At 69.8% G+C, this 21,372-nt stretch carries 21 protein-coding genes and 1 riboswitch; of the genes, 12 read left to right on the forward strand and 9 right to left on the reverse strand.

Features of this window, described 5'->3' with window-relative positions; translation table 11 throughout:
* Positions 1–16: 16 nt before the first annotated feature.
* The 6 genes from ABIE44_RS14195 (at position 17) to ABIE44_RS14220 (ending at position 5,788) form a co-directional block, all read left to right on the forward strand.
* Positions 17–1,237, forward strand: a complete 1,221-nt coding sequence (locus ABIE44_RS14195; protein ID WP_209716326.1) for a cell division protein PerM — start codon at positions 17–19, stop codon at positions 1,235–1,237.
* Positions 1,238–1,242: 5 nt separating this feature from the next.
* Complete coding sequence (purN, locus tag ABIE44_RS14200; protein ID WP_209716323.1) at positions 1,243–1,854, forward strand: phosphoribosylglycinamide formyltransferase; 612 nt, start codon at positions 1,243–1,245, stop codon at positions 1,852–1,854.
* An 8-nt stretch (positions 1,855–1,862) separates the two neighbouring features.
* Positions 1,863–1,940, forward strand: a riboswitch (ZMP/ZTP riboswitch).
* A gap of 27 nt (positions 1,941–1,967) precedes the next feature.
* Entirely contained in the window at positions 1,968–3,545 is a 1,578-nt protein-coding gene (gene purH / locus ABIE44_RS14205; protein ID WP_209716320.1) for a bifunctional phosphoribosylaminoimidazolecarboxamide formyltransferase/IMP cyclohydrolase, read from the forward strand.
* Between the two features lie 172 nt (positions 3,546–3,717).
* Positions 3,718–4,587 carry a bifunctional methylenetetrahydrofolate dehydrogenase/methenyltetrahydrofolate cyclohydrolase gene (locus tag ABIE44_RS14210; protein WP_209716316.1) on the forward strand — a complete coding sequence of 290 codons (870 nt, stop codon included), beginning with the start codon at positions 3,718–3,720 and terminating at the stop codon, positions 4,585–4,587.
* Positions 4,584–4,907: a DUF3017 domain-containing protein gene (locus ABIE44_RS14215; RefSeq protein ID WP_209716311.1), complete on the forward strand. Its 324-nt coding sequence runs from the start codon at positions 4,584–4,586 to the stop codon at positions 4,905–4,907. Before ABIE44_RS14210 ends, ABIE44_RS14215 begins: the two co-directional genes overlap by 4 nt.
* Positions 4,904–5,788, forward strand: a complete 885-nt coding sequence (locus tag ABIE44_RS14220; protein ID WP_209716308.1) for a Gfo/Idh/MocA family protein — start codon at positions 4,904–4,906, stop codon at positions 5,786–5,788. The genes ABIE44_RS14215 and ABIE44_RS14220 overlap by 4 nt, the downstream gene beginning before the upstream one ends.
* An 82-nt stretch (positions 5,789–5,870) precedes the next feature.
* On the opposite strand, the gene ABIE44_RS14225 is transcribed toward ABIE44_RS14220, so the two are convergent.
* The 4 genes from ABIE44_RS14225 to aqpZ form a co-directional block, all read right to left on the reverse strand.
* Positions 5,871–6,854, reverse strand: a complete 984-nt coding sequence (locus tag ABIE44_RS14225) for a malate dehydrogenase (RefSeq protein ID WP_209716305.1) — start codon at positions 6,852–6,854, stop codon at positions 5,871–5,873.
* A gap of 129 nt (positions 6,855–6,983) precedes the next feature.
* Positions 6,984–9,113: a catalase/peroxidase HPI gene (gene katG / locus ABIE44_RS14230; RefSeq protein WP_209716302.1), complete on the reverse strand. Its 2,130-nt coding sequence runs from the start codon at positions 9,111–9,113 to the stop codon at positions 6,984–6,986.
* A 46-nt stretch (positions 9,114–9,159) separates the two neighbouring features.
* Entirely contained in the window at positions 9,160–9,582 is a 423-nt protein-coding gene (locus ABIE44_RS14235) for a Fur family transcriptional regulator (protein WP_209716299.1), read from the reverse strand.
* A 105-nt stretch (positions 9,583–9,687) separates the two neighbouring features.
* A complete protein-coding gene (gene aqpZ, locus ABIE44_RS14240; RefSeq protein WP_209716296.1) occupies positions 9,688–10,416 on the reverse strand; it encodes an aquaporin Z in 729 nt (242 codons plus the stop codon).
* Between the two features lie 187 nt (positions 10,417–10,603).
* Here aqpZ and ABIE44_RS14245 point away from each other — a divergent pair, with 187 nt between their 5' ends.
* From ABIE44_RS14245 to ABIE44_RS14255, 3 genes are all read left to right on the forward strand, one after another.
* Complete coding sequence (locus ABIE44_RS14245; RefSeq protein ID WP_209716292.1) at positions 10,604–12,793, forward strand: NADP-dependent isocitrate dehydrogenase; 2,190 nt, start codon at positions 10,604–10,606, stop codon at positions 12,791–12,793.
* A gap of 83 nt (positions 12,794–12,876) precedes the next feature.
* Positions 12,877–13,113, forward strand: a complete 237-nt coding sequence (locus tag ABIE44_RS14250; RefSeq protein WP_209716289.1) for a FitA-like ribbon-helix-helix domain-containing protein — start codon at positions 12,877–12,879, stop codon at positions 13,111–13,113.
* The gene (locus ABIE44_RS14255; RefSeq protein ID WP_209716286.1) at positions 13,110–13,502 is read left to right on the forward strand and encodes a type II toxin-antitoxin system VapC family toxin; all 393 of its coding nucleotides are present in this window, start codon (positions 13,110–13,112) and stop codon (positions 13,500–13,502) included. Before ABIE44_RS14250 ends, ABIE44_RS14255 begins: the two co-directional genes overlap by 4 nt.
* Here the strand turns inward: ABIE44_RS14255 and ABIE44_RS14260 are convergent.
* Positions 13,495–14,607 carry a GNAT family N-acetyltransferase gene (locus ABIE44_RS14260; protein WP_209716283.1) on the reverse strand — a complete coding sequence of 371 codons (1,113 nt, stop codon included), beginning with the start codon at positions 14,605–14,607 and terminating at the stop codon, positions 13,495–13,497. The genes ABIE44_RS14255 and ABIE44_RS14260 overlap by 8 nt on opposite strands.
* Positions 14,608–14,693: 86 nt before the next feature.
* On the opposite strand from ABIE44_RS14260, the gene ABIE44_RS14265 reads away from it, so the two are divergent.
* The 3 genes from ABIE44_RS14265 to ABIE44_RS14275 are packed head-to-tail and all read left to right on the forward strand — an operon-like array spanning position 14,694 to position 16,573.
* Complete coding sequence (locus ABIE44_RS14265) at positions 14,694–14,993, forward strand: hypothetical protein (protein ID WP_209716280.1); 300 nt, start codon at positions 14,694–14,696, stop codon at positions 14,991–14,993.
* A 55-nt stretch (positions 14,994–15,048) separates the two neighbouring features.
* Positions 15,049–16,059 (forward strand): tryptophan--tRNA ligase, encoded by a 1,011-nt coding sequence (trpS, locus tag ABIE44_RS14270; RefSeq protein WP_209716276.1) that lies wholly within the window; start codon positions 15,049–15,051, stop codon positions 16,057–16,059.
* Between the two features lie 4 nt (positions 16,060–16,063).
* Positions 16,064–16,573 (forward strand): 2'-5' RNA ligase family protein, encoded by a 510-nt coding sequence (locus ABIE44_RS14275; protein WP_209716274.1) that lies wholly within the window; start codon positions 16,064–16,066, stop codon positions 16,571–16,573.
* 109 nt (positions 16,574–16,682) lie between these two features.
* Here the strand turns inward: ABIE44_RS14275 and ABIE44_RS14280 are convergent, their stop codons facing one another.
* The 4 genes from ABIE44_RS14280 to ABIE44_RS14295 form a co-directional block, all read right to left on the reverse strand.
* Positions 16,683–17,693 carry a CAP domain-containing protein gene (locus tag ABIE44_RS14280; RefSeq protein WP_209716271.1) on the reverse strand — a complete coding sequence of 337 codons (1,011 nt, stop codon included), beginning with the start codon at positions 17,691–17,693 and terminating at the stop codon, positions 16,683–16,685.
* Between the two features lie 107 nt (positions 17,694–17,800).
* Complete coding sequence (locus ABIE44_RS14285; RefSeq protein ID WP_209716267.1) at positions 17,801–18,544, reverse strand: succinate dehydrogenase/fumarate reductase iron-sulfur subunit; 744 nt, start codon at positions 18,542–18,544, stop codon at positions 17,801–17,803.
* 11 nt (positions 18,545–18,555) lie between these two features.
* Positions 18,556–20,571 carry a fumarate reductase/succinate dehydrogenase flavoprotein subunit gene (locus ABIE44_RS14290; protein WP_209723236.1) on the reverse strand — a complete coding sequence of 672 codons (2,016 nt, stop codon included), beginning with the start codon at positions 20,569–20,571 and terminating at the stop codon, positions 18,556–18,558.
* Positions 20,572–20,602: 31 nt separating this feature from the next.
* Positions 20,603–21,331 carry a succinate dehydrogenase cytochrome b subunit gene (locus ABIE44_RS14295; RefSeq protein WP_354438083.1) on the reverse strand — a complete coding sequence of 243 codons (729 nt, stop codon included), beginning with the start codon at positions 21,329–21,331 and terminating at the stop codon, positions 20,603–20,605.
* Positions 21,332–21,372 lie beyond the last annotated feature (41 nt).

Consider the following 21,372-nt stretch of genomic DNA (forward strand, 5'->3'; position numbering starts at 1 on the left):
GGGCGAAGATGACCCGGTGTCCGACCTGACCATCCGCCTGCCCCGGGGTTCCGGCTCCGGCGAGGGGTCCGGGCGCTCGTTGAGCACCTCGGCAGCGATCGGCGGTGCGGTGGCCGGCCTGGTCACGCTTGTCGTCTGCATGGCGGTGGCGCTGACGGCCTGGTTCCTGGCCGACGCGGGCGCGCACGGGGAGACCACCGACGCCCTGCGCGCAGGCGCCGACGGTTGGCTGGTCGGGCACGGTTCACGGTTCGTCCTCAACGGCATGCCCCTGGGCATCGTCCCGTTGACGGTCACCATGCTGCTGGTCCTGGGCGCCTTCCGCGGCGGCCGTTGGGCGGCCGGCCGGGCGGAGGAGCCCGAGGGGGATCGGGCGCTGGGTCTCGCCGTGGCCGCCTTCGTCGGCTCGTACGTCGTGCTGGCGGTCGTCGTCTGCGTCGCGGCCTCCCGCACCGGTGCCGAGCCCGAGCTCGGTCGCAGCATCCTCGGCGCGCTGCTGGTCTCCGCCCTCGGTGGCGGCGCCGGGCTGGCCGCCGGGACCGGGTACCTCGGCTACTGGGTCCTGCGGCTCCCGGAGTGGTTGCGCGAGATGGTCGCTGGCGCTGTCGCCGGCGCGTTGGCACTCCTGGCCGCCGGCGCCGTGCTCGTCGTCGTCTCGCTCGGCCTGTCCTTCAACGAGGCGGCCAACGTGCTCACCTCGCTCGACCTGAGCTCCGGCGACGCGGTCACGCTGGTGCTGGTGACCTCGCTGTTCGCCCCGAACGCGGCGTTGTTCGGCAGCGCCTACCTCATCGGACCCGGTTTCGCCGTCGGCACGATCGCCTCGGGGGTGACCACCTCGGTCTCCCCGGCCGCGCCGGTGGTGCTCGGCGCCGTACCGGCGGTGCCGCTGCTGGCTGCCCTGCCTGAGGAAGGCCCGACGCCGGGCTGGCTGATCGGGGTGTGCGCGGTGCCGTTGCTGGCAGCCGGGCTCGGGGTGTGGAAGGCCGGGCGAGCGACCGCGCCGCTGCCCTACGACCTCGCTGCGATCCGCGGCGCCGGCGCCGGGTTCGGCTCGGCGGTCCTGGTCACGGTGGCGATCGGCCTGTCCGGCGGGCCGATGGGGGTCGACCGGCTGGCGAAGATCGGCGCGCCGGTCGGGGAGACCTTCGTCTTCGCGCTCGCCTCGATGGTGATCGGCGGCGTGTTCGCGGCGCTGGTCCAGTCGTTCCTGCAGCGCAGGAACGCAGTAGCCTGACGCCCGTGCCTTCCCGCCTCGTCGTCCTCGTCTCCGGGGACGGCACCAACCTCCAGGCCCTCATCGACGCGGCCGGGGACGCGGCGTACGGGGCCGAGGTGGTCGCGGTCGGGGCCGACCGCGAGGGCATCGAGGGTCTGGCCCGCGCCGAGCGGGCCGGCATCGCGACGTTCGTGCGCAAGGTCGGCGACTACGGGACCCGCGCCGACTGGGACGCCGCCCTGACCGAGGCCGTCGCCGAGCACCGGCCGGACGTCGTCGTGCTGGCGGGCTTCATGAAGCTGGTCGGGGCGAGCTTCCTGGAACGGTTCGAGGGGCGGGTCGTCAACACCCACCCCGCCCTGTGCCCGTCGTTCCCCGGGACCAGCGGCCCCGCGGACGCGCTCGCGTACGGCGTGAAGGTGACCGGTGCGACGCTGTTCGTGGTCGACGCCGGGGTGGACACCGGCGCGATCATCGCCCAGACGACGGTCCCGGTCGAGGACGCCGACGACGTCGAGTCGCTGCACGCACGGATCAAGACCGCCGAGCGGGCGATGCTGGTCGAGAGTGTCGGTCGGATGGCGCGTGAGGGCATTTCGGTAGAGAACCGCCGGGTTCGATTCGGCGCTCGGTAAGCCTTAGAATCGGCCCACACGACTGGCGCAGCTGGGCCACCAGCAGGGAGTGAGTCGAGGTCGCATCGAACGCCTGGGTGCCCTCAGCGGACCGCCCCACCCCAGGAGTACCCATGAACGACCAGATCCCGATCAAGCGCGCCTTGGTCTCCGTCTTCGACAAGACCGGTCTCGACGACCTGGTCCGCGGTCTGGCCGAGGCAGGTGTCGAGCTGGTCTCCACCGGTGGCTCCGCCGCGCTGATCGAGGAGCTGGGCCTGCCGGTCACCAAGGTCGAGGACCTGACCGGCTTCCCCGAGTGCCTCGACGGCCGGGTCAAGACGCTGCACCCGCGCGTGCACGCCGGCATCCTGGCCGACCGTCGCCTCGAGGACCACGTGACGCAGCTGGCCGACCTCGGCGTCGAGCCGTTCGACCTGGTCGTGGTGAACCTGTACCCCTTCGCCGCGACCGTGGCCGCCGGCGGCACCGTCGAGGAGATCATCGAGAAGATCGACATCGGCGGACCGTCGATGGTCCGCGCCGCGGCCAAGAACCACCCGAGCGTCGCGATCATCACCGACGGCGCCGACTACGCACCTGCGCTCGAAGCGGCCCGCAACGGCGGCTTCACCTACGAGGAGCGGAAGGCTCTGGCCGCGAAGGCGTTCGTGCACACCGCGACGTACGACGTCGGAGTCGCGTCCTGGATGGGCAGCGTCCTGGTCGACTCCTCCGAGGGGACCGGTTTCCCGGCCTGGATCGGCGGCACCTACGACAAGTCCGCCGTCCTTCGGTACGGCGAGAACCCGCACCAGCAGGCAGCTCTCTACCTCAACGGGTTCGGGGCTCCCGGCCTTGCCCAGGCCGAGCAGCTGCACGGCAAGGAGATGTCGTACAACAACTACGTCGACACCGATGCCGCCCGCCGTGCCGCGAACGACTTCGACGGCCCGGCCGTCGCGATCATCAAGCACGCGAACCCGTGCGGCATCGCCGTTGGCACCGACATCGCCGAGGCGCACCGCCGCGCCCACGAGTGCGACCCGGTCTCCGCGTTCGGCGGCGTCATCGCGGCCAACCGCCCGGTGAGCGTCGAGATGGCCAAGCAGGTCGCCGAGGTCTTCACCGAGGTGATCGTCGCGCCGGGCTACGAGGACGGCGCTGTCGAGATCCTCACACGCAAGAAGAACATCCGGATCCTGGTGGCCGGCACCGAGGGCGGTTCGCCGGTCGAGACCCGGCCGATCTCCGGCGGCCTGCTGATGCAGACCGTCGACCACGTGGACGCCCCCGGGGACGACTCCTCGACCTGGACGCTCGCGACCGGCGAGGCCGCGTCGCCCGAGGTGCTCGCCGACCTCGAGTTCGCGTGGAAGGCGTGCCGCTCGGCGAAGTCCAACGCGATCCTGCTCGCCAAGGACGGCGGCTCCGTCGGCATCGGCATGGGTCAGGTCAACCGGGTCGACTCCTGCAAGCTCGCCGTCGAGCGTGCGAACACCCTGGTCGAGGGATCCGAGCGCGCCCGCGGTGCCGTGGCAGCGAGTGATGCCTTCTTCCCGTTCGAGGACGGCCCGCAGATCCTCATCAACGCCGGCGTGACCGCGATCGTCCAGCCCGGCGGCTCGGTCCGCGACGAGCTGACCGTCGAGGCCTGCAAGGCAGCCGGCGTGACCATGTACTTCACCGGCACCCGCCACTTCTTCCACTGACAGCGACACTGCCCCGGCACCACGCTGACCTGGCAGCGATGTGCAGGAAGCAAGGCTTGAGGGCGGGTCCCGATCTGCACATCGCTGCCAGGTCAGCGCACGGGGCAGGGTCCGCCGCCCGGCTCGCCGACCTGGCCCACAGCCCACAGCAACAGATGACAGGATGAACCGCGTGACTGCACAGAAGCTCGACGGCTCCGCCACGGCCGCTGCGATCAAGGGCGAGCTCGTCTCCCGGATCGAGGCGCTGAAGGCGCAGGGCATCACCCCCGGCCTCGGCACCGTCCTGGTCGGTGACGACCCGGGTTCGCGCTGGTACGTCAACGGCAAGCACAAGGACTGTGCGGAGGTCGGCATCGAGTCGATCCGCGTCGACCTGCCCGAGACGGCGTCGCAGGAGGAGATCGAGGCCGCCGTCGCCGAGCTCAACGCCAACCCGGCCTGCACCGGCTACATCGTGCAGCTGCCGCTGCCGCGCGGCCGCGACGAGAACCGCGTCCTCGGCCTGATCGACCCGGCCAAGGACGCCGACGGCCTGCACCCGACCAACCTCGGGTGGTTGGTGCTCGGCACCGACGCCCCGCTGCCGTGCACGCCGTTCGGGATCGTCGAGCTGCTGCGCCGCCACGACGTCCCGATCGCCGGCGCCGAGGTCGTCGTCGTGGGTCGCGGCGTCACCGTCGGTCGTCCGCTAGGCCTGCTGCTGACCCGGCGCTCGGAGAACGCGACCGTCACCCTGTGCCACACCGGCACCGTCGACCTGGCCGAGCACACCCGGAAGGCCGACATCGTGGTGGCAGCGGCCGGCGTACCGGGGATCATCACGGCTGACATGGTCAAGCCCGGCGCCGCCCTGCTGGACGTCGGGGTCTCCCGGGTCGACGGAAAGATCGCCGGCGACCTCGCCGACGACGTCTGGGACGTCGCGGGCTGGGTCTCGCCGAACCCGGGCGGGGTCGGTCCGATGACCCGCGCGATGCTGCTGGCCAACGTCGTCTCCATCGCGGAGAAGGCGGCGCCCACCCGAAGCGGCGTCCAGTGACGGAGTCCCTCGAACCCCAGCTGCCGCCGCTCCCGGAGCGGCGCCGGCGCCCCTCGACGTTCGGGGGGCTGATCTACCTGATCGTCGTCGCGACCACGGTGACCGGGCTCGCCCTGGTGGCCATCGGCCCGTGGCGGCGGGGGATCGCGCTGGTCGGGGTCGGGTTCCTGTTCGCCTCCGGCATGCGGCTGGTCATCAACGAGGGCGAGGCCGGGATGCTGCGGGTCCGGGGACGCTGGTTCGACGTGACCGCCCTGGCCGGTGTGGGCGTCGCGCTGATCGTGCTCGCGAGCAACATCCCGGACCAGGAGCTCTCGTGACCCGGATCGGACTCGTCGGCACCGGTTACTGGGCCCGGACGGTGCACGCCACCGCGCTGGCGGCCCACCCGGGAGTCGAGCTCGTGGGCGTCTACGGCCGTGACCTCGCCAAGGCCGACGCCGTCGCGGGGGAGCACGGGGGTACCGGGTACGACGACCTGGACGCGCTGCTCGCCGAGGTCGACGCCGTCGCGTTCGCGGTCCCCCCGAGCGTGCAGGGCGAGCTCGCCCTGCGCGCTGCGGAAGCCGGCAAGCACCTGTTCCTCGAGAAGCCGATCGCGCTGGACCTGGACGTCGCGAACGCCCTCGTCGACGCCGTCGAGGACCGCGACCTCAGCAGCGTCGTGTTCTTCACCGCCCGGTACGTCGACGCGTGGGAAGCCTGGCTCGAGGAGACCATCGCCGCCGCTCCCGTCGGCGGACGCGCCGACTGGCTGTCCTGCCAGGTCGGCCCCGACAACCCGTACGCCGCGTCGGTCTGGCGCCGCGAGAACGGTGCGCTGTGGGACGTCGGCCCGCACCAGCTCGCGCAGCTCATCCCCGCCCTGGGTCCGGTCGTCGACGTCGCGGGTGCTCGCGGCGAGGCCGACCTGGTGCACCTGGTGCTGACCCACGAGTCCGGTGCGACCAGCCGGATGTCGGTCGGGCAGAACGTGCCGAAGGCCGCGGTCCGCGTCGGTGTGGAGTTCTACGGCGAGGACGGCTGGCGCACCCAGCCGGACAACCCGCGTGACCTGGGCCAGGCCTATGCCCGCGCGCTCGACGAGCTGCTCGCGAACATCTCCGCCGGACAGTCCGCGCACCGCTGCGACGTCCGGTTCGGCCGCGACGTCGTCGAGGTGATCACCCGCTGCGAAGCAGTGCTCACCCGGCCTGCATAGTCAGAAAAGCACGCTGACCCGGGTTGAATGTGCACATCGCCTCGGGGGCGACCTGCACATTCAACCCGGGTCAGCGCGAGGGTCAGATCAGGCCGAGCTCGGTGACCGCGGCCTTCTCGTCGGCCAGCTCGGCGACGGTGGCGTCGATCCGGCTCTGCGAGAACTCGCTGATCTCCAGGCCCTGGACGATCTCCCAGTCACCGTTCTTGGTGGTGACGGGGAAGGAGGAGACCAGGCCCTCCTGGACGCCGTACGAACCGTCGGAGACGACGGCCATCGAAACCCAGTCGTTCTCGGCGGAGCCGTAGAGCCAGTCGCGGGCGGCGTCGCAGGTCGCGGACGCGGCGGAGGCGGCCGAGGAGGCGCCCCGGGCGTCGATGATCGCGGCACCGCGCTTGGCGACGGTCGGGATGAACGTGTCGGCGATCCAGGCCTCGTCGCCCACGACCTCGGCGGCGTTCTTGCCGGCGATCTCGGCGTGGAAGATGTCCGGGTATTGGGTGGCCGAGTGGTTGCCCCAGATCGTGATCTTGCTGATGTCGTTGACCGACGAGCCGGTCTTCGCGGCGAGCTGTGAGATGGCCCGGTTGTGGTCCAGGCGGGTCAGCGCGGAGAAGCGCTCGGCCGGGATGTCCGGGGCGTTCTTGTGCGCGATCAGCGCGTTGGTGTTGGCCGGGTTGCCGGTGACGCCGATGCGGACGTCGTCGGCGGCGACCTTGTTGAGCGCCTTGCCCTGGGCGGTGAAGATCGCGCCGTTCGCGGAGAGCAGGTCGCCCCGCTCCATGCCCGGGCCGCGGGGACGAGCGCCGACCAGCAGGGCCAGGTTCACGCCGTCGAAGATCTTCTCCGGGTCCGAGCCGATCTCGACGCCGGCGAGGTTCGGGAACGCGCAGTCGTCGAGCTCCATGACGACGCCCTCGAGCGCCTTGAGGGCCGGCTCGATCTCGAGCAGGCGGAGCTCGACCGGGCGGTCTCCGGCGATGGCGCCACTGGCGATGCGGAAGAGCAGGCTGTAGCCGATCTGGCCGGCAGCACCGGTCACGGCAACCTTGAGGGGTGCGGTCACGTCAAACTCCAAAGAGGGTGGGTCGGTTCCGACGTCTCGACAGGCTCGACGACCGGATCGGTGGGGATACGACGAACCGACGCTAGCGCAGGTGCGCCAGCGTCGGTTCGCTCGGGTCCTGCGTGAGACCTAGATGTCGAAGCGGTCCGCCTCGGACACCTTGACCCAGGCCGCGACGAAGTCGTTGATGAACGATCCGGAGCCGTCGTCGCTCGCGTACCGCTCAGCCAGCGCGCGGAGCACCGAGTTCGAGCCGAAGATCAGGTCGACCGCCGTGGCGGTGCGGCCGTCCTCGTGCTCGAAGACGTTCTCGGTGCTCGAGGTCTTCCAGCCACCGACCGTGTCCAGCAGCCCGGTGAAGAAGTCCGTGGTCAGCGTCCCGGGACGGTCGGTGAAGACACCGTGGCCACCCTGGCTCACGCCGAGGGCGCGGAGCCCTCCGACCAGCGCGGTCATCTCCGGAGCGGTGAGACCGAGGAGGTAGGCGCGCTCGACCAGCAGCTGCTCGGGGCGCCCCTTCTCGCCGGCCCGCAGGTAGTTGCGGAAACCGTCGGCGCGCGGCTCCAGCCAGGAGAACGACTCCACGTCGGTCTGCTCCTGGGTGGCGTCGGTGCGGCCCGCCCGGAACGGCACCTCGAGGTCGACCCCGGCGTCAGCCGCAGCCTTCTCGATCGCCGCGTTGCCCGCGAGCACGATCAGGTCGGCCAGGGAGACGGTCGCACCGCCGGCGGCGTTGAACTCGCCCTGGATCTCCTCGAGCTTGGCGAGCACCTCACCGGTGCCGGCGTTGACGTCCCAGTCCTTCTGCGGCGCGAGCCGCAGGCGAGCACCGTTCGCGCCACCGCGCTTGTCGGTGTTGCGGAAGCTCGAGGCCGAGGCCCAGGCGGTGGCGACGAGCTCGGCCACGGACAGGCCCGAGTCGAGGACCGCGTTCTTCAGGGTGACGACGTCGGCGTCGCCGATCGGCGTACCCGTCGCGGCCGGGACCGGGTCCTGCCACAGCTGCGGCTCGGCGACCCAGGGGCCGAGGAAGCGCTCGACCGGACCCATGTCGCGGTGCAGCAGCTTGTACCAGGCCTTGGCGAAGGCCAGCGCGAACTCGTCGGGGTTCTCCAGGAACCGCCGCGAGATCTTCTCGTACGCCGGGTCGAACCGCAGCGCGAGGTCGCTGGTCAGCATCATCGGCAGCTTGTTCGGCCCACCGTGCGCGTCCGGGATGATCGCCTCGGCGTCCTTGGCGACCCACTGCTTGGCGCCGGCCGGGCTCTCGGAGAGCTCCCACTCGTAGCCGAACAGGATCTCGAAGAACCGGTTGCTCCACTGGGTCGGCTTGTCGGTCCAGGTGACCTCCAGGCCGGAGGTGATGGTGTCGCCGCCCTTGCCGGAACCGTGCGCGTTCTTCCAGCCGAAGCCCTGCTCCTCGATCGGGGCGCCCTCGGGCTCCGGTCCCACCAGGTCGGGGTTGCCGGCGCCGTGCGCCTTGCCGAAGGTGTGGCCGCCTGCGATCAGGGCGACCGTCTCCTCGTCGTTCATCGCCATCCGTCCGAAGGTCTCGCGGATGTCGCGCGCGGACTTCAGCGGGTCGGGGTTGCCGTTGGGTCCCTCGGGGTTGACGTAGATCAGGCCCATCTGGACCGCGCCCAGCGAGCCCTTGAGCTCGCGGTCACCGGAGTAGCGCTCGTCGCCGAGCCACTCGGCCTCGGCACCGAAGTCGACCTCCTCAGGCTCCCAGACGTCCTCACGACCGAAGCCGAAGCCGAAGGTCTTGAACCCCATCGACTCCAGGGCGACGTTGCCGGCGAGCACGAGCAGGTCGGCCCAGGACAGCGCTTGGCCGTACTTCTTCTTCACCGGCCACAGCAGGCGGCGGGCCTTGTCCAGGTTGCCGTTGTCGGGCCAGCTGTTGAGCGGGGCGAAGCGCTGGTTGCCGTCGCCGGCGCCGCCGCGACCGTCGGTCACCCGGTAGGTTCCCGCCGCGTGCCAGGAGAGTCGGATCATCAGGCCGCCGTAGTGACCGAAGTCCGCCGGCCACCAGTCCTGGGAGGTGGTCAGCACCTCGGTGATGTCAGCCTTCAGCTGCTCGACGTCGAGGCCGGCGAACGCGGCGGCGTAGTCGAAACCGGGCTGCGGGTCGCCCTTGGGGTTGTGCGGGTGCAGCACGGTCAGGTCGAGAGCGTTCGGCCACCAGTCCTTGTTGGTCCGGGGGGAGTCGGACGCCGGGGTGGGGGCGTCGAGCGCCGGGTTCTCGCTTTCAGACATTGAGCAGCAACCTTTCAGTGGGGGACTTTCGCTCCGGTGTGGAGCACTACGGTGTGGACGTGCAGGAGGGGCAGGTGCCCCAGTAGACGACCTCGGCCTCGTCGATGACGAAGCCGTGGTCCTCCGAAGCGTCGAGGCAGGGCGCGTGGCCGGTGGCGCAGTCCACGTCGGCGATCGCTCCGCAGCTGCGGCAGATCAGGTGGTGGTGGTTGTCACCGGTGCGCGACTCGTACCGGGCGACCGATCCGGCCGGCTGGATGCGGCGTACGAGGCCGGCTGCGGTGAGCGCGGCCAGGGAGTCGTAGACGGCCTGGTGCGACACCTCGGGGAGGCCGACCCGGACGGCGTCGATCACGGTCTCGGTGCTCGCGTGCGGGTGCTCGTGGACCGCGTCCAGGACGGCGACCCGCGGCTGGGTCACGCGCAGGGAGGACTCGCGCAGGAGGGCGGCGAAGTCCGGGGAGGTCACGGAACAGTTCTAGCGCGCTTTCTTGAACGAGTCAAGAAAAGCGTACCGGCCGTCGAGCTGCCTCTCGGCAGGCTCGACGACCGGTGCGTGGGTCGGCGCGGGCGCTCAGCCGGCTGCAGCCTCCGCGAGGTCACCGCTGACGTTCGGGTCGTCGAGCAGCACCTTGTAGGTCGCACCGGCGATGATCGCGCCGACGACCGGGGCCAGGATGAACAGCCAGAGCTGGCCGATCGCGTCGCCTCCGGCGAAGAGTCCGACGCCGATGGAGCGAGCCGGGTTGACCGAGGTGTTCGTGACCGGGATCGAGATCAGGTGGATCAGGGTGAGCGTGAGACCGATGGCCAAGGGGGCGAAGCCCTTGGGGGCGCGTACGTCGGTCACGCCGAGGATCACCCACAGGAACACGGCGGTCAGCAGGACCTCGGCCACCAGGCAGGCGAGCAGCGAGTAGCCCATCGGGGAGTGGTCGTCGTACCCGTTGGCCGCGAAGCCGCTCTTGACCGCGTCGAAGCCGTCCTTGCCGTTGGCGATCACGAGCAGAACCGCGCCGGCGACGATGCCGCCGACCAGCTGGGAGGCGAAGTAGACCGGGGTGTCCTTCCAGGACATCCGCCCGGCGACGGCGGCACCGATGGTGACAGCGGGGTTGAAGTGCCCGCCGGAGACGTGCCCGACCGCGTAGGCCATCGCGACGACGGTCAGACCGAACGCGAGTGCGACGCCCTGAAAGCCGACCTGCTCGCCGGCGAGCACGGCTGTGCCGCATCCGCCGAAGACGAGGACGAACGTACCGAGGAACTCGGCAGCGGCCTTCTTCGAGGTGGTGGGTTCCATGATGAACACCTTTCTGGTGAGGGCCCGGGGAAGTGGGCCTCTGCTGTGAGGGTAGGACTCGAAAAGGCCTGGTTGTGTGACGCTGGCCGCGACTGCGAGGCTGGTGTCGCGTCCCGGACGCACCTGAGATATCTTGACGTCAAGAGATTGACGCCGAGAAGACCGCTCCACCACGGAAGGGCCTGGAATGTCCAGCATCATCTACACCCACACCGACGAGGCGCCGCTGCTGGCGACGTACTCGTTCCTCCCGATCATCTCCGCCTACGCCAGCACGGCGGGTGTGGACGTCGAGACCCGGGACATCTCGGTGGCTGCCCGGATCCTGGCCCAGTTCGGTCTGGCCGACGACGCGCTCTCCGAGCTCGGCGCGCTCGCCAAGACCCCCGAGGCGAACATCATCAAGCTGCCCAACATCTCCGCCTCGATCCCGCAGCTCAAGGCCGCGATCTCCGAGCTGCAGGCGCAGGGCTTCGAGATCCCGGACTACCCGGAGAACCCGCAGTCCGACGAGGAGCGCGAGACGCGGGCCAAGTACGACAAGGTCAAGGGCAGCGCCGTGAACCCGGTCCTGCGGGAGGGCAACTCCGACCGCCGCGCGCCCGCCTCGGTGAAGAACTACGCCAAGACCCACCCGCACTCGATGGGCGCCTGGACGGCCGACTCGAAGACCAACGTCGCCACCATGGGTGCCAACGACTTCTTCTCCAACGAGAAGTCCGTCGTCATCGGAGCGGCGGACACCCTGCGCATCGAGCACGTCGACGTCGACGGCACCGTCACGGTGCTCAAGGACGGCCTCGCCGTCGGTGAGGGCGAGGTCGTCGACGCGACGTTCATGGACGTCGCCGCGCTGCGCACCTTCCTGACCGCGCAGGTCGCCCGCGCCAAGGCCGACGGCGTCCTGTTCTCGGCGCACCTCAAGGCGACGATGATGAAGGTCTCCGACCCGATCATCTTCGGCCACGTGGTGCAGTCGTTCTTCCCCGAGGTCTTCTCCGAGTTCGGCGAGGTCCTGGCGAGCGCCGGCATCTCCGCGAACGACGGACTCAATTCGCTGCTGGAGAAGATCAAGGGCCTGCCCGAGCAGGAAGCCATCGAGGCCGCGATCGCGAAGGCGTACGCCGACGGCCCGGCGCTGGCGATGGTCGACTCCGACAAGGGCATCACCAACCTGCACGTCCCCTCCGACGTCATCATCGACGCCTCGATGCCCGCCATGATCCGCACCTCGGGCCACATGTGGGGCCCCGACGGCAACGAGGCCGACACCCTCGCGGTGATCCCGGACTCGTCGTACGCCGGCGTGTACCAGGCCGTGATCGACGACTGCCGCGCGAACGGCGCCTACGACCCGTCCACGATGGGTTCGGTCCCGAACGTCGGCCTGATGGCCCAGGCGGCCGAGGAGTACGGCTCCCACGACAAGACGTTCGAGATCCCGGCGGCCGGCACGGTCCGGGTCGTCAACAGCGCCGGCGAGGCGCTCATCGAGCACACCGTCGACGCCGGCGACATCTGGCGCGCCTGCCAGACCAAGGACGCCCCGATCCGTGACTGGGTGAAGCTGGCCGTCTCCCGGGCCCGCGCCACCGGTTCGCCGGCGGTGTTCTGGCTCGACGAGAACCGGGCGCACGACGCCAACCTGATCGCCAAGGTGAACGAGTACCTGAAGGACCACGACACCGACGGTCTGGACATCTCGATCAAGGCGCCGGCCGACGCCTGCGCGTTCTCGATCGAGCGGATCCGCAAGGGCGAGGACACCATCTCGGTGACCGGCAACGTGCTGCGCGACTACAACACCGACCTCTTCCCGATCCTCGAGCTCGGCACCTCGGCGAAGATGCTGTCGATCGTCCCGCTGATGAACGGCGGCGGTCTGTTCGAGACGGGTGCCGGTGGTTCGGCGCCGAAGCACGTGCAGCAGCTGGTCAAGGAGAACTACCTGCGCTGGGACAGCCTCGGTGAGTTCTTCGCCCTGGCCGCGAGCTTCGAGCACCTGGCCACCAGCACGGGCAACGCGCGGGCGCAGATCCTCGCCGACACCCTCGACCGCGCGACCGGCACCTTCCTCAACGAGGACCGGTCCCCGGGGCGCAAGCTCGGCACCATCGACAACCGCGGAAGCCACTTCTACCTGGGCCTGTACTGGGCCGAGGAGCTCGCGGCGCAGACCGAGGACGCCGACCTGGCGGCCGCGTTCGCCGCCCTCGCCGGCTCGTTGAAGGCCGATGAGCAGAAGATCGTCGACGAGCTGCTCGCCGTGCAGGGCTCGCCGGCCGACATCGGCGGCTACTACCGCCCCGACGACGCCAAGGCCGAGACGGTCATGCGTCCGTCGGCGACGCTGAACGCGGCACTGGCCAGCCTCTGATCGTCGCGGACGAGCGCCCTGGGGTCTCCCCAGGGCGCTCTTTCGGGGAGGAAGTAGCGCTGAATCAGCGCTACTCTGCATGCATGGCGACGGTGCAGATCAGGAACCTGGACGACGAGGCGTACGCGACCCTGCGGCGGAGGGCCAGCGAGTCCGGCCGGTCGCTCCAGGAGTACCTGCGGCTGCTCCTGGAGGAGTCCGCACGGAAGGAGTCGGTGGCAGGTGCCCTCCAGCGCATGCGCGCCGACGTGATGTGGGCGGAGAATTCCGTCACCCTGGACGACATCGTCAGCCTCCAGCGGGAGGGTCGGACGCGGTGATCGTCATCGACGCCTCGGTCCTGGTCGCGGGACTTCTCGAGGGCGGAGCGCGCGGTGAAGCGGCGGCTGAGGTGCTGCTCGCTCCCGGGCTCGTCGCTCCGGAGCTGATCGACATCGAGGCCGTCCACGTCGCCCGTGGTCTTCGCCGGGCAGGCAAGATCAGCGAGGCTGCGGCTACCGCGTTCGTCGACGAGCTGGGCAGGTTCGCGGTCGACAGGTTCCCTCATCGTGCGCTCCTCGTGAGGATGTGGGAGCTCCGCGACAACCTCACTGCCTACGACGCGGCGTACGTCGCGCTCGCGGAGGCCCTGGAGGCGCCCCTGGCGACCGCGGACGCCGCGTTCACGCAGGCCCCCGGGATCCGCTGCGCGATCCAGCTGATCAGCTGAGGTCGCTCGCCAGCAGGTCGTAGACCACGGCGTCGTGCTTGCCGTCCCGGCAGGTCGTCCCGGCGCGCTCGGTCCCGACCTCGCGGAACCCGTTGACCTCGGCGACCCGCCGTGAGGCGGTGTTGTCGACCGCGGCGACCAGCCGGAGCTTGTCGAGACCCAGGCCGCCGTCCTCGGCGTCGATGAACGCGTGCCGGACCGCGAGCGCGACGGCCTCGCGCATGGCACCGCGACCGCGTGCGTCCGGGTGCAGCCAGTAGCCGATCTCGGCACCGCTCGAGCTGCCGATGCTGAACACCGACGAGGACCCGATCAGGGCGTCGGTCTCCGGGTCGGCGAGCGTCCAGTGCACGACCTCGCCGCGGATCATCGACTCGCGACGCTCGGCGAGGAAGGCGGTGGCGTCGGTCTCCGCGAACGGCCGCGGGATCGCGTTGATCCAGTACGACGTCGTCTCGTCCCGGCACGCCTCGACCATCCGGGGCACGTCGGCCTCCGAGGCCGGGCGGAGCACGACGCGCTCGCCGCGCAGGACGGGAGCCTGCAACCACGGCGTCCGCGGAGCGCGCTCGTCGTCGCGTCCCAGCGTTCCGACCCAGGCGTCGGACAGGCCGCCGCGCTGCGTCATCCAGTCGCGCAGGACTCCGTCGCAGGAGAACCCGAGCCGCCACGCCGTACGCCGCGACGCCCAGTTGCCGACCTCGGCCGTCCACAGAACGGTGGCCAGGTCGCGCTCGGCGAAGCCCCAGTCGAGCAGCAGGCGGAGGGCGCGCTCGACGGTGCCCGTGCCGCGCGCCCACGGGTGCGCGCCGTACGCGATCTCGGCCCGACGGTCGCCCTCGTTGCGCAGCGTGACGGTGCCGGCGTACCGCGGGGTGCCGCCGTCGTGCGCCTCGACCGCGAAGCCCCACTCCTGGTCGGTCGCCCAGCCGCCGGGCATCGCATCGCGCAGGAACCGCTTCGCGTCGTCACGGGTGTAGGGCACCGGGACGCGCGTCCACCGGACGCTGAGCGGGTCGGTGGACTGCTCGAGGCAGTCCTCGAGGTCCTCCTCGCGATGAGCGCGCAGGGTGACGACGCCGTCGGTGAGTGTCGGGGCTCGCACGCCTCGAGGCTACCCACCGGACGGACGCGCGTGATGGATGGCCGGGTGAGGCGTCCTCCTGGGGACGACGCGACGAGAGGCAGGACATGGATGACGAGCGCGAGGAATCCTCGTGGCGCGACGACCTGCGGGTCGAGGCGGTCCAGGAGTTCCTGCGCGGGGCCGTCGGTGACGCCGGGGTGGCCGAGATGGAGATGCCGCACATCGTGGTGTGCCTCGACGAGGAGACCGGCTCGGTCAGCTACTCCGGTCCGTTCCCGGACGGACTGACGGCGCTGGTGTTCGCCGAGCGCGAGAGCGCGGTCGACCGCGAGCTCAACGACGGCCCCCAGCTGCTCTTCAGCGTCGCCGCGCTGTACCCCACGGACCCCGGTGCAGCGGGCTGACCCGGCCCGGTAGACCCGCCGCACGTCGTTCACCGAGAACTGGAACAATGCACGCATGCCCGATCAGCCCCGCCCCCGAGTCCTCTCCGGCATCCAGCCGACGGCCGACTCGTTCCACTTCGGCAACTACCTCGGGGCGCTGCGGCAGTGGGTGGACCTGCAGGACGAGTTCGAGCCCTTCTTCTTCATCGCCGACCTGCACGCGCTGACGGTCGAGCACGACCCGAAGAAGCTCGCCGAGCGCACCCGGGTCGCCGCCGCCCAGCTGATCGCGGCAGGGATCGACCCCGAGCGCTCCGCGATCTTCGTGCAGTCGCACCTGCCGGAGCACGCCGAGCTCGCCTGGGTGCTGAACTCGCTGACCGGTTTCGGCGAGGCGCGACGGATGACGCAGTTCAAGGACAAGTCCGCCAAGGGCGGCGAGGGCGCCGCGTCGGTGGCGCTGTTCTCCTACCCGATCCTGCAGGCCGCGGACATCCTGCTCTACCGGCCGCAGTACGTGCCGGTGGGGGAGGACCAGCGCCAGCACCTGGAGCTCACCCGCGACCTCGCGCAGCGGTTCAACCACCGCTACAAGAAGACGTTCCGGCTGCCCGAGCCGTACATCCTCAAGGAGACGGCGAAGATCGTCGACCTGCAGGACCCGACGCGGAAGATGTCGAAGTCGGCGTCCTCGCCGGCCGGCATCGTCGACCTGCTGGACGACCCCAAGGTCACGGCGAAGAAGATCCGCTCCGCCGTCACGGACTCCGACACGGTGGTCGCGTTCGACGAGGAGAAGAAGCCGGGGGTCTCCAACCTGCTCACGATCTACTCGACGCTGACCGATCGCACGGTCGAGGACCTGGTGGCGGCGTACGACGGCAAGGGGTACGGCGACTTCAAGGGCGACCTGGCCGATGTCGTCGTCGAGTTCGTGACGCCGTTCCGGGACCGCACCCACGAGCTGCTCGCCGACGGGGACGAGCTCGACGCCGTCCTGCGTCGCGGAGCCGAGAAGGCCCGGGCGGTGGCGTCCAGGACGCTGGCCGACGTCTACGACCGCGTCGGCTTCCTGAAGGCCTAGCCCGTTGATCACGATCGGCGTCTCCATCGCAGTCCCGGACCCGGAGGGTTCCGCGCTCCAGGACTTCCGGGTCGAGCTCGGGGACCCGTCAGCCCGGCTGATCCCGACGCACATCACGCTGGTGCCGCCGACCGAGGTCGCCGCGGAGTCCCTGCCGGCGATCGTCGAGCACCTCGGCCGGGTCGCCGCCACGAGCTCGGCGTTCGGGGTCCGGCTGCACGGCACCGGTACCTTCCGACCGACCTCGCCCGTCGTCTTCGTCGGGGTCATCGCCGGGATCGCCGAGTGCACTGCGCTGGCCGCGGCGACGCGGACCGGTCCGCTCGCGGTCGAGGTCGAGTTCCCGTACCACCCGCACGTGACGGTGGCGCACCACCTGTCCGACGACCTGCTCGACCGGGCGTTCACCGAGCTGGCCGGCTACGAGGCGGCCTTCGAGGTCGCCGAGTTCTGGCTCTACGTCCACGACGAGGACCACGGCTGGCGGCCCGACCAGGCCTTCCGGCTGGGCTGAGACCGTTCACCGGGCCCGTCGCGCTGCGGCGAACCAGCGCGACGGCACCCGGCGTCCGTGGGAGAAGTTGGGAGGCGGAAAGCGAGGGAGGATCCCGCCCCCCAACCGTCTACTGGTTGGGAGTGAACAGTCGGACTGTGTACTCCGTGCGGATGAGCTTCTTCTTGCCGGCCTTCTTGATGCCGGTGACGACGACCCGGTAGGGGACCGAGCGGTTGAACTTCTTCGGCATCTGCCAGACGAGCGTGGGCTGCGCGTAGCCGGACTTCACGGCGTACTTCTTCACCGGGACCCGGTGGCTGCCCTGGTAGACCTTCACCTTGGCCCGCTTGAAGCTGATGCTCTTCAGCCCCGAGCTCAGCGACCAGCGGCCGTTCGGCTCGATCGCGTTCGGGAAGTACCCGGCGGTCGGCCAGCCGACCCAGGCAGGGTTCGGCCGCGAGGAGCTGGTCGGCCCGATCACCGTGAGCGCGTTCGCGCTGCGAGTGCTTCCGGTGCCCATCACCGTCGAGAACGGGTTCAGGATCCAGCGCCGGTGGCCGGCAGCGGTGTTCGAGGCGCCCGGGTCGTCCATGTACAGGTCGATGATCTGACCCGCGTTGATCGACGGGAACGAGATCGCCAGGTTGGACTTGCCGGCCGCCTTGGCCCCCGCCGCCGACCAGCACTTCCAGCCGCTGCTGGGGTTGTGGCTCAGCGAGTCGTTGGCGTCCATGATCAACGCGGCGCGCTGGGCGGCGGCGTTCATCTTCGCGCTGAAGGTGACCGGTGCGAGACCGGCCAGCGAGCGCACGAAGTTCAGCGAGCTCAGGGTCGCGTTGTTCGTGCTCAGGGACGAGAGTCCCGGGATGCACCCGAGGATGCTGCCGCCGAGCCAGGAGATCGGCAGGGTCAGCTTCGGGGCGTACGCCGCCCAGTACGCCGCGTTGACGGCGCCCTGGTCGGTGGTGTCAATGGCCTTCGCCCACCGCGCAGTCGTGTGCTTCCCTGCGGTGATCCGGTGGTGGTCGTCGGTCTGGGCTGCAGCCGGGGACATCGTCGAAACGACACCCAGGGCCAGCGTGGCAATCACGGTCGCGCCGGTGAACTTGACGCTCCATCGTCCTGTGTTCTCCCTCATGGGAGAAGACGATACGTCCTAAATGTCCGATTTGACCAGTTTTGGTACGAAACTCAATGCGGGCATTTCGCGGTGTTCAGCCGACAGCGGCGTGCTTCCCCCTGAGGTCAGTGGCCGTGCTTGATCGCCGTGCGCAGGTCCTTGTTGAGCTGGCTGATCACGTCGAGCGGGATCTCCTTGGGGCACGCGGCCGCGCACTCGCCGATGTTGGTGCAGCCGCCGAAGCCCTCGTGGTCGTGCTGGGCGACCATCCCGACCACGCGCGAGTCGCGCTCGGGCTGGCCCTGCGGCAGCTCGCCGAGGTGGGTGATCTTCGCGCCCATGAACAGCGACGCGGACCCGTTCGGGCAGGCCGCGACGCACGCACCGCAGCCGATGCAGGTGGCGACGTTGAAGGCACGGACGGCGTTGTCGCGGGGGACCGGCACCGAGTGCGCCTCGGGGGCGGAACCGGTGTTGACCGAGATGAACCCGCCGGACTGGATGATCCGGTCGAACGATCCGCGGTCGACGACGAGGTCCTTGAGCACCGGGAACGCCTCGGAGCGCCACGGCTCGATGGTGATGGTCTCACCGTCGGTGAACGAGCGCATGTGCAGCTGACAGGTGGTCGTGGTGACCGGGCCGTGCGCCTCGCCGTTGATCATCAGCCCGCACATGCCGCAGATGCCCTCGCGGCAGTCGGAGTCGAAGGCGATCGGCTCCTCGCCCGCGGCGTTGAGCTGCTCGTTCAGGACGTCGAGCATCTCCAGGAACGACATGTCGGGGGAGACGTCGTCCACCTGGTAGGTGTGCATCCCGCCGGCGTCGCTCGCGTCGGTCTGGCGCCAGATCTTGAGTGTCAGCTTCATGGTCCCGTTGCTCACTTGTAGCTCCGCTGCTTCATCTCGATGGCCGTGTAGACCAGTTCTTCCTTGTGCAGGACGGGCGTGTCGCCGGCGTACTCCCAGGCCGCGACGTACGCGAACTGGTCGTCGTGACGCAGCGCCTCGCCGTCCTCGGTCTGCGACTCGGCGCGGAAGTGGCCGCCGCAGGACTCGCGACGGTTGAGCGCGTCGATGCACATCAGCTCGCCGAGCTCGAAGAAGTCGGCCACCCGGCCGGCCTTCTCCAAGCTCTGGTTGAGGCTGTCGGCGGTGCCGAGCACCTTCACGTTGCGGTAGAAGTCGTCCTTCAGGCCGCGGATCAGGTCGATCGCCTTCTTCAGGCCGTCCTCGGTCCGCTCCATGCCGCAGTACTCCCACATGATGTTGCCGAGCTCGCGGTGGTAGGAGTCGACGCTGCGGGTGCCGTTGACGGTGAGGAAGTGCTCGATCCGGTCGGTGACCGACTTCTTCGCCTCCACGACCGCCGGGTGGTCCTCGGAGATCTTCTCGAACGGTCCGTCGGCGAGGTAGTCGCGGATCGTGTGCGGGAGGACGAAGTACCCGTCCGCCAGGCCCTGCATCAGCGCCGAGGCGCCGAGACGGTTGGCGCCGTGGTCGGAGAAGTTCGCCTCGCCGGTCACGAACAGGCCGGGGATGGTCGACTGCAGGTCGTAGTCGACCCATAGGCCGCCCATGACGTAGTGCACGGCCGGGTAGATCCGCATCGGGACCTCGTACGGGTTCTCACCCGTGATCCGCTCGTACATGTCGAGGAGGTTGTCGTACTTCTCCTCCACGCCGTCGCGGCCGAGGCGGTTGATCGCGTCCTGGAAGTCCAGGTAGACGCCGCGTCGGACACCGTCGACCTCGGGGCCGACGCCGCGGCCCTCGTCGCACATGTACTTCGCGGCACGGGAGGCGATGTCGCGCGGGACCAGGTTGCCGAACGACGGGTAGATCCGCTCCAGGAAGTAGTCGCGGTCCTCCTCGGCGATGGTCCGCGGGTCCTTGTCGCAGTCCTCCTTCTTCTTCGGCACCCAGATCCGGCCGTCGTTGCGCAGCGACTCCGACATCAGGGTCAGCTTCGACTGGTGCGAACCGGAGACGGGGATGCAGGTCGGGTGGATCTGCGTGTAGCAGGGGTTCGCCATGTAGGCGCCCTTGCGGTGCGCGCGCCAGGCTGCGGTGACGTTGCAGCCCATCGCGTTGGTGGAGAGGTAGAAGACGTTGCCGTACCCACCGGAGGCCAGCACGACGACGTCGGCGAGGTGCGTCTGGATGTCGCCCGTGACCATGTCGCGCACGATGATGCCGCGAGCAGTCCCGTCGACGACGATGAGCTCCAGCATCTCGTGGCGGGTGTAGGTCTTCACCGTGCCGGCGGCGACCTGGCGCTCCAGGGCCTGGTAGGCGCCGATGAGCAGCTGCTGGCCGGTCTGGCCGCGGGCGTAGAAGGTGCGGGAGACCTGCACGCCGCCGAAGGAGCGGTTGTCGAGCAGGCCGCCGTACTCGCGGGCGAACGGGACGCCCTGCGCGACGCACTGGTCGATGATGTTCACCGACACCTCGGCGAGGCGGTAGACGTTCGACTCGCGCGAGCGGTAGTCGCCGCCCTTGACGGTGTCGTAGAAGAGACGGTGCGCGGAGTCGCCGTCCTCCTTGTAGTTCTTCGCCGCGTTGATGCCGCCCTGGGCGGCGATCGAGTGCGCCCGTCGCGGGGAGTCCTGGTAGCAGAAGGACTTCACGTTGTAGCCGGCCTCGCCCATGGTGGCGGCGGCCGAGGCGCCGGCCAGGCCGGTGCCGACGATGATCACGTCGAGCTTGCGGCGGTTGGCCGGGTTGACGAGCTTGGCCTCGAACTTGCGGGTCTGCCAGCGCTGGGCGATGTCCCCGGCGGGAGCCTTGGTGTCCTTCAGCGGCGAGCCCGGGGTGTAGTACCCGGCGGCGTCGTCGGACTGCGGGTGGCCCTCCGCGACGTGCGACGGGTCAGGGGTGAGGGTGGTGTCCGGCATGTCAGTCATGTGCGCAGTGCTCTTCTCTTGACTACTTCTCGATGATGCCGAGCAGGACGCCGAGCGGCACCAGCGAGAAACCGCCGGAGATCAGCACGGCCAGTCCGAACGCGGTCCGCTTGGCGAGCTTGCGGGTGCGAACGCTGCCCGTCAGGCCCAGGGTCTGGGTGGCGCTCCACACACCGTGGTGCAGGTGCGCACCGAGCGCGAGCATCGCGATCAGGTAGATGACCGTCAGCCACCAGACGTCGAAGCTGGAGACCAGCAGCAGGTACGGCGAGTCGTGCCCGTCGATCTGGGTCGCGCCGTCGCCGACGTTGACCTTCACGATGGTGAACTCGAGCAGGTGCCAGATGAGGAAGAGCAGCAGCGTGACGCCGCCCCAGCGCATCAGGCGGCTCGCGAAGATGGCGCCGGTGTGCTTCTTGACCTGGTACTTGACGGTGCGGGCGCGCTGGGCGCGCTTCCACAGCGTCGCCGCGGCGTACACGTGCACGATCAGGGCGAGGATCAGGCCGACGCGCATGATCCAGAGGAAACCCTCGTGGGGGAGCATCGGCTCACCCAGCACGCGCAGGTGGTGCGCGTACTCGTCGAACTTCTCCTGGCCCTGGAACGCCTTGAGGTTTCCGTACATGTGTCCGAGTACGAAACCGATGAAGACGAAGCCGCTGACGGCCATCAGGATCTTCAGGAAGACTGTGCTTCTGACTGCGGATGCGTCCCTGACCAGGGTGCGCTCCGGATTATGAATCGCCACCTTCGCACCGTATCGCCACCCGAGACACCGCGCCTAAGCGA

This window comes from Marmoricola sp. OAE513, from assembly GCF_040546585.1.
Classification (GTDB): domain Bacteria; phylum Actinomycetota; class Actinomycetes; order Propionibacteriales; family Nocardioidaceae; genus Marmoricola.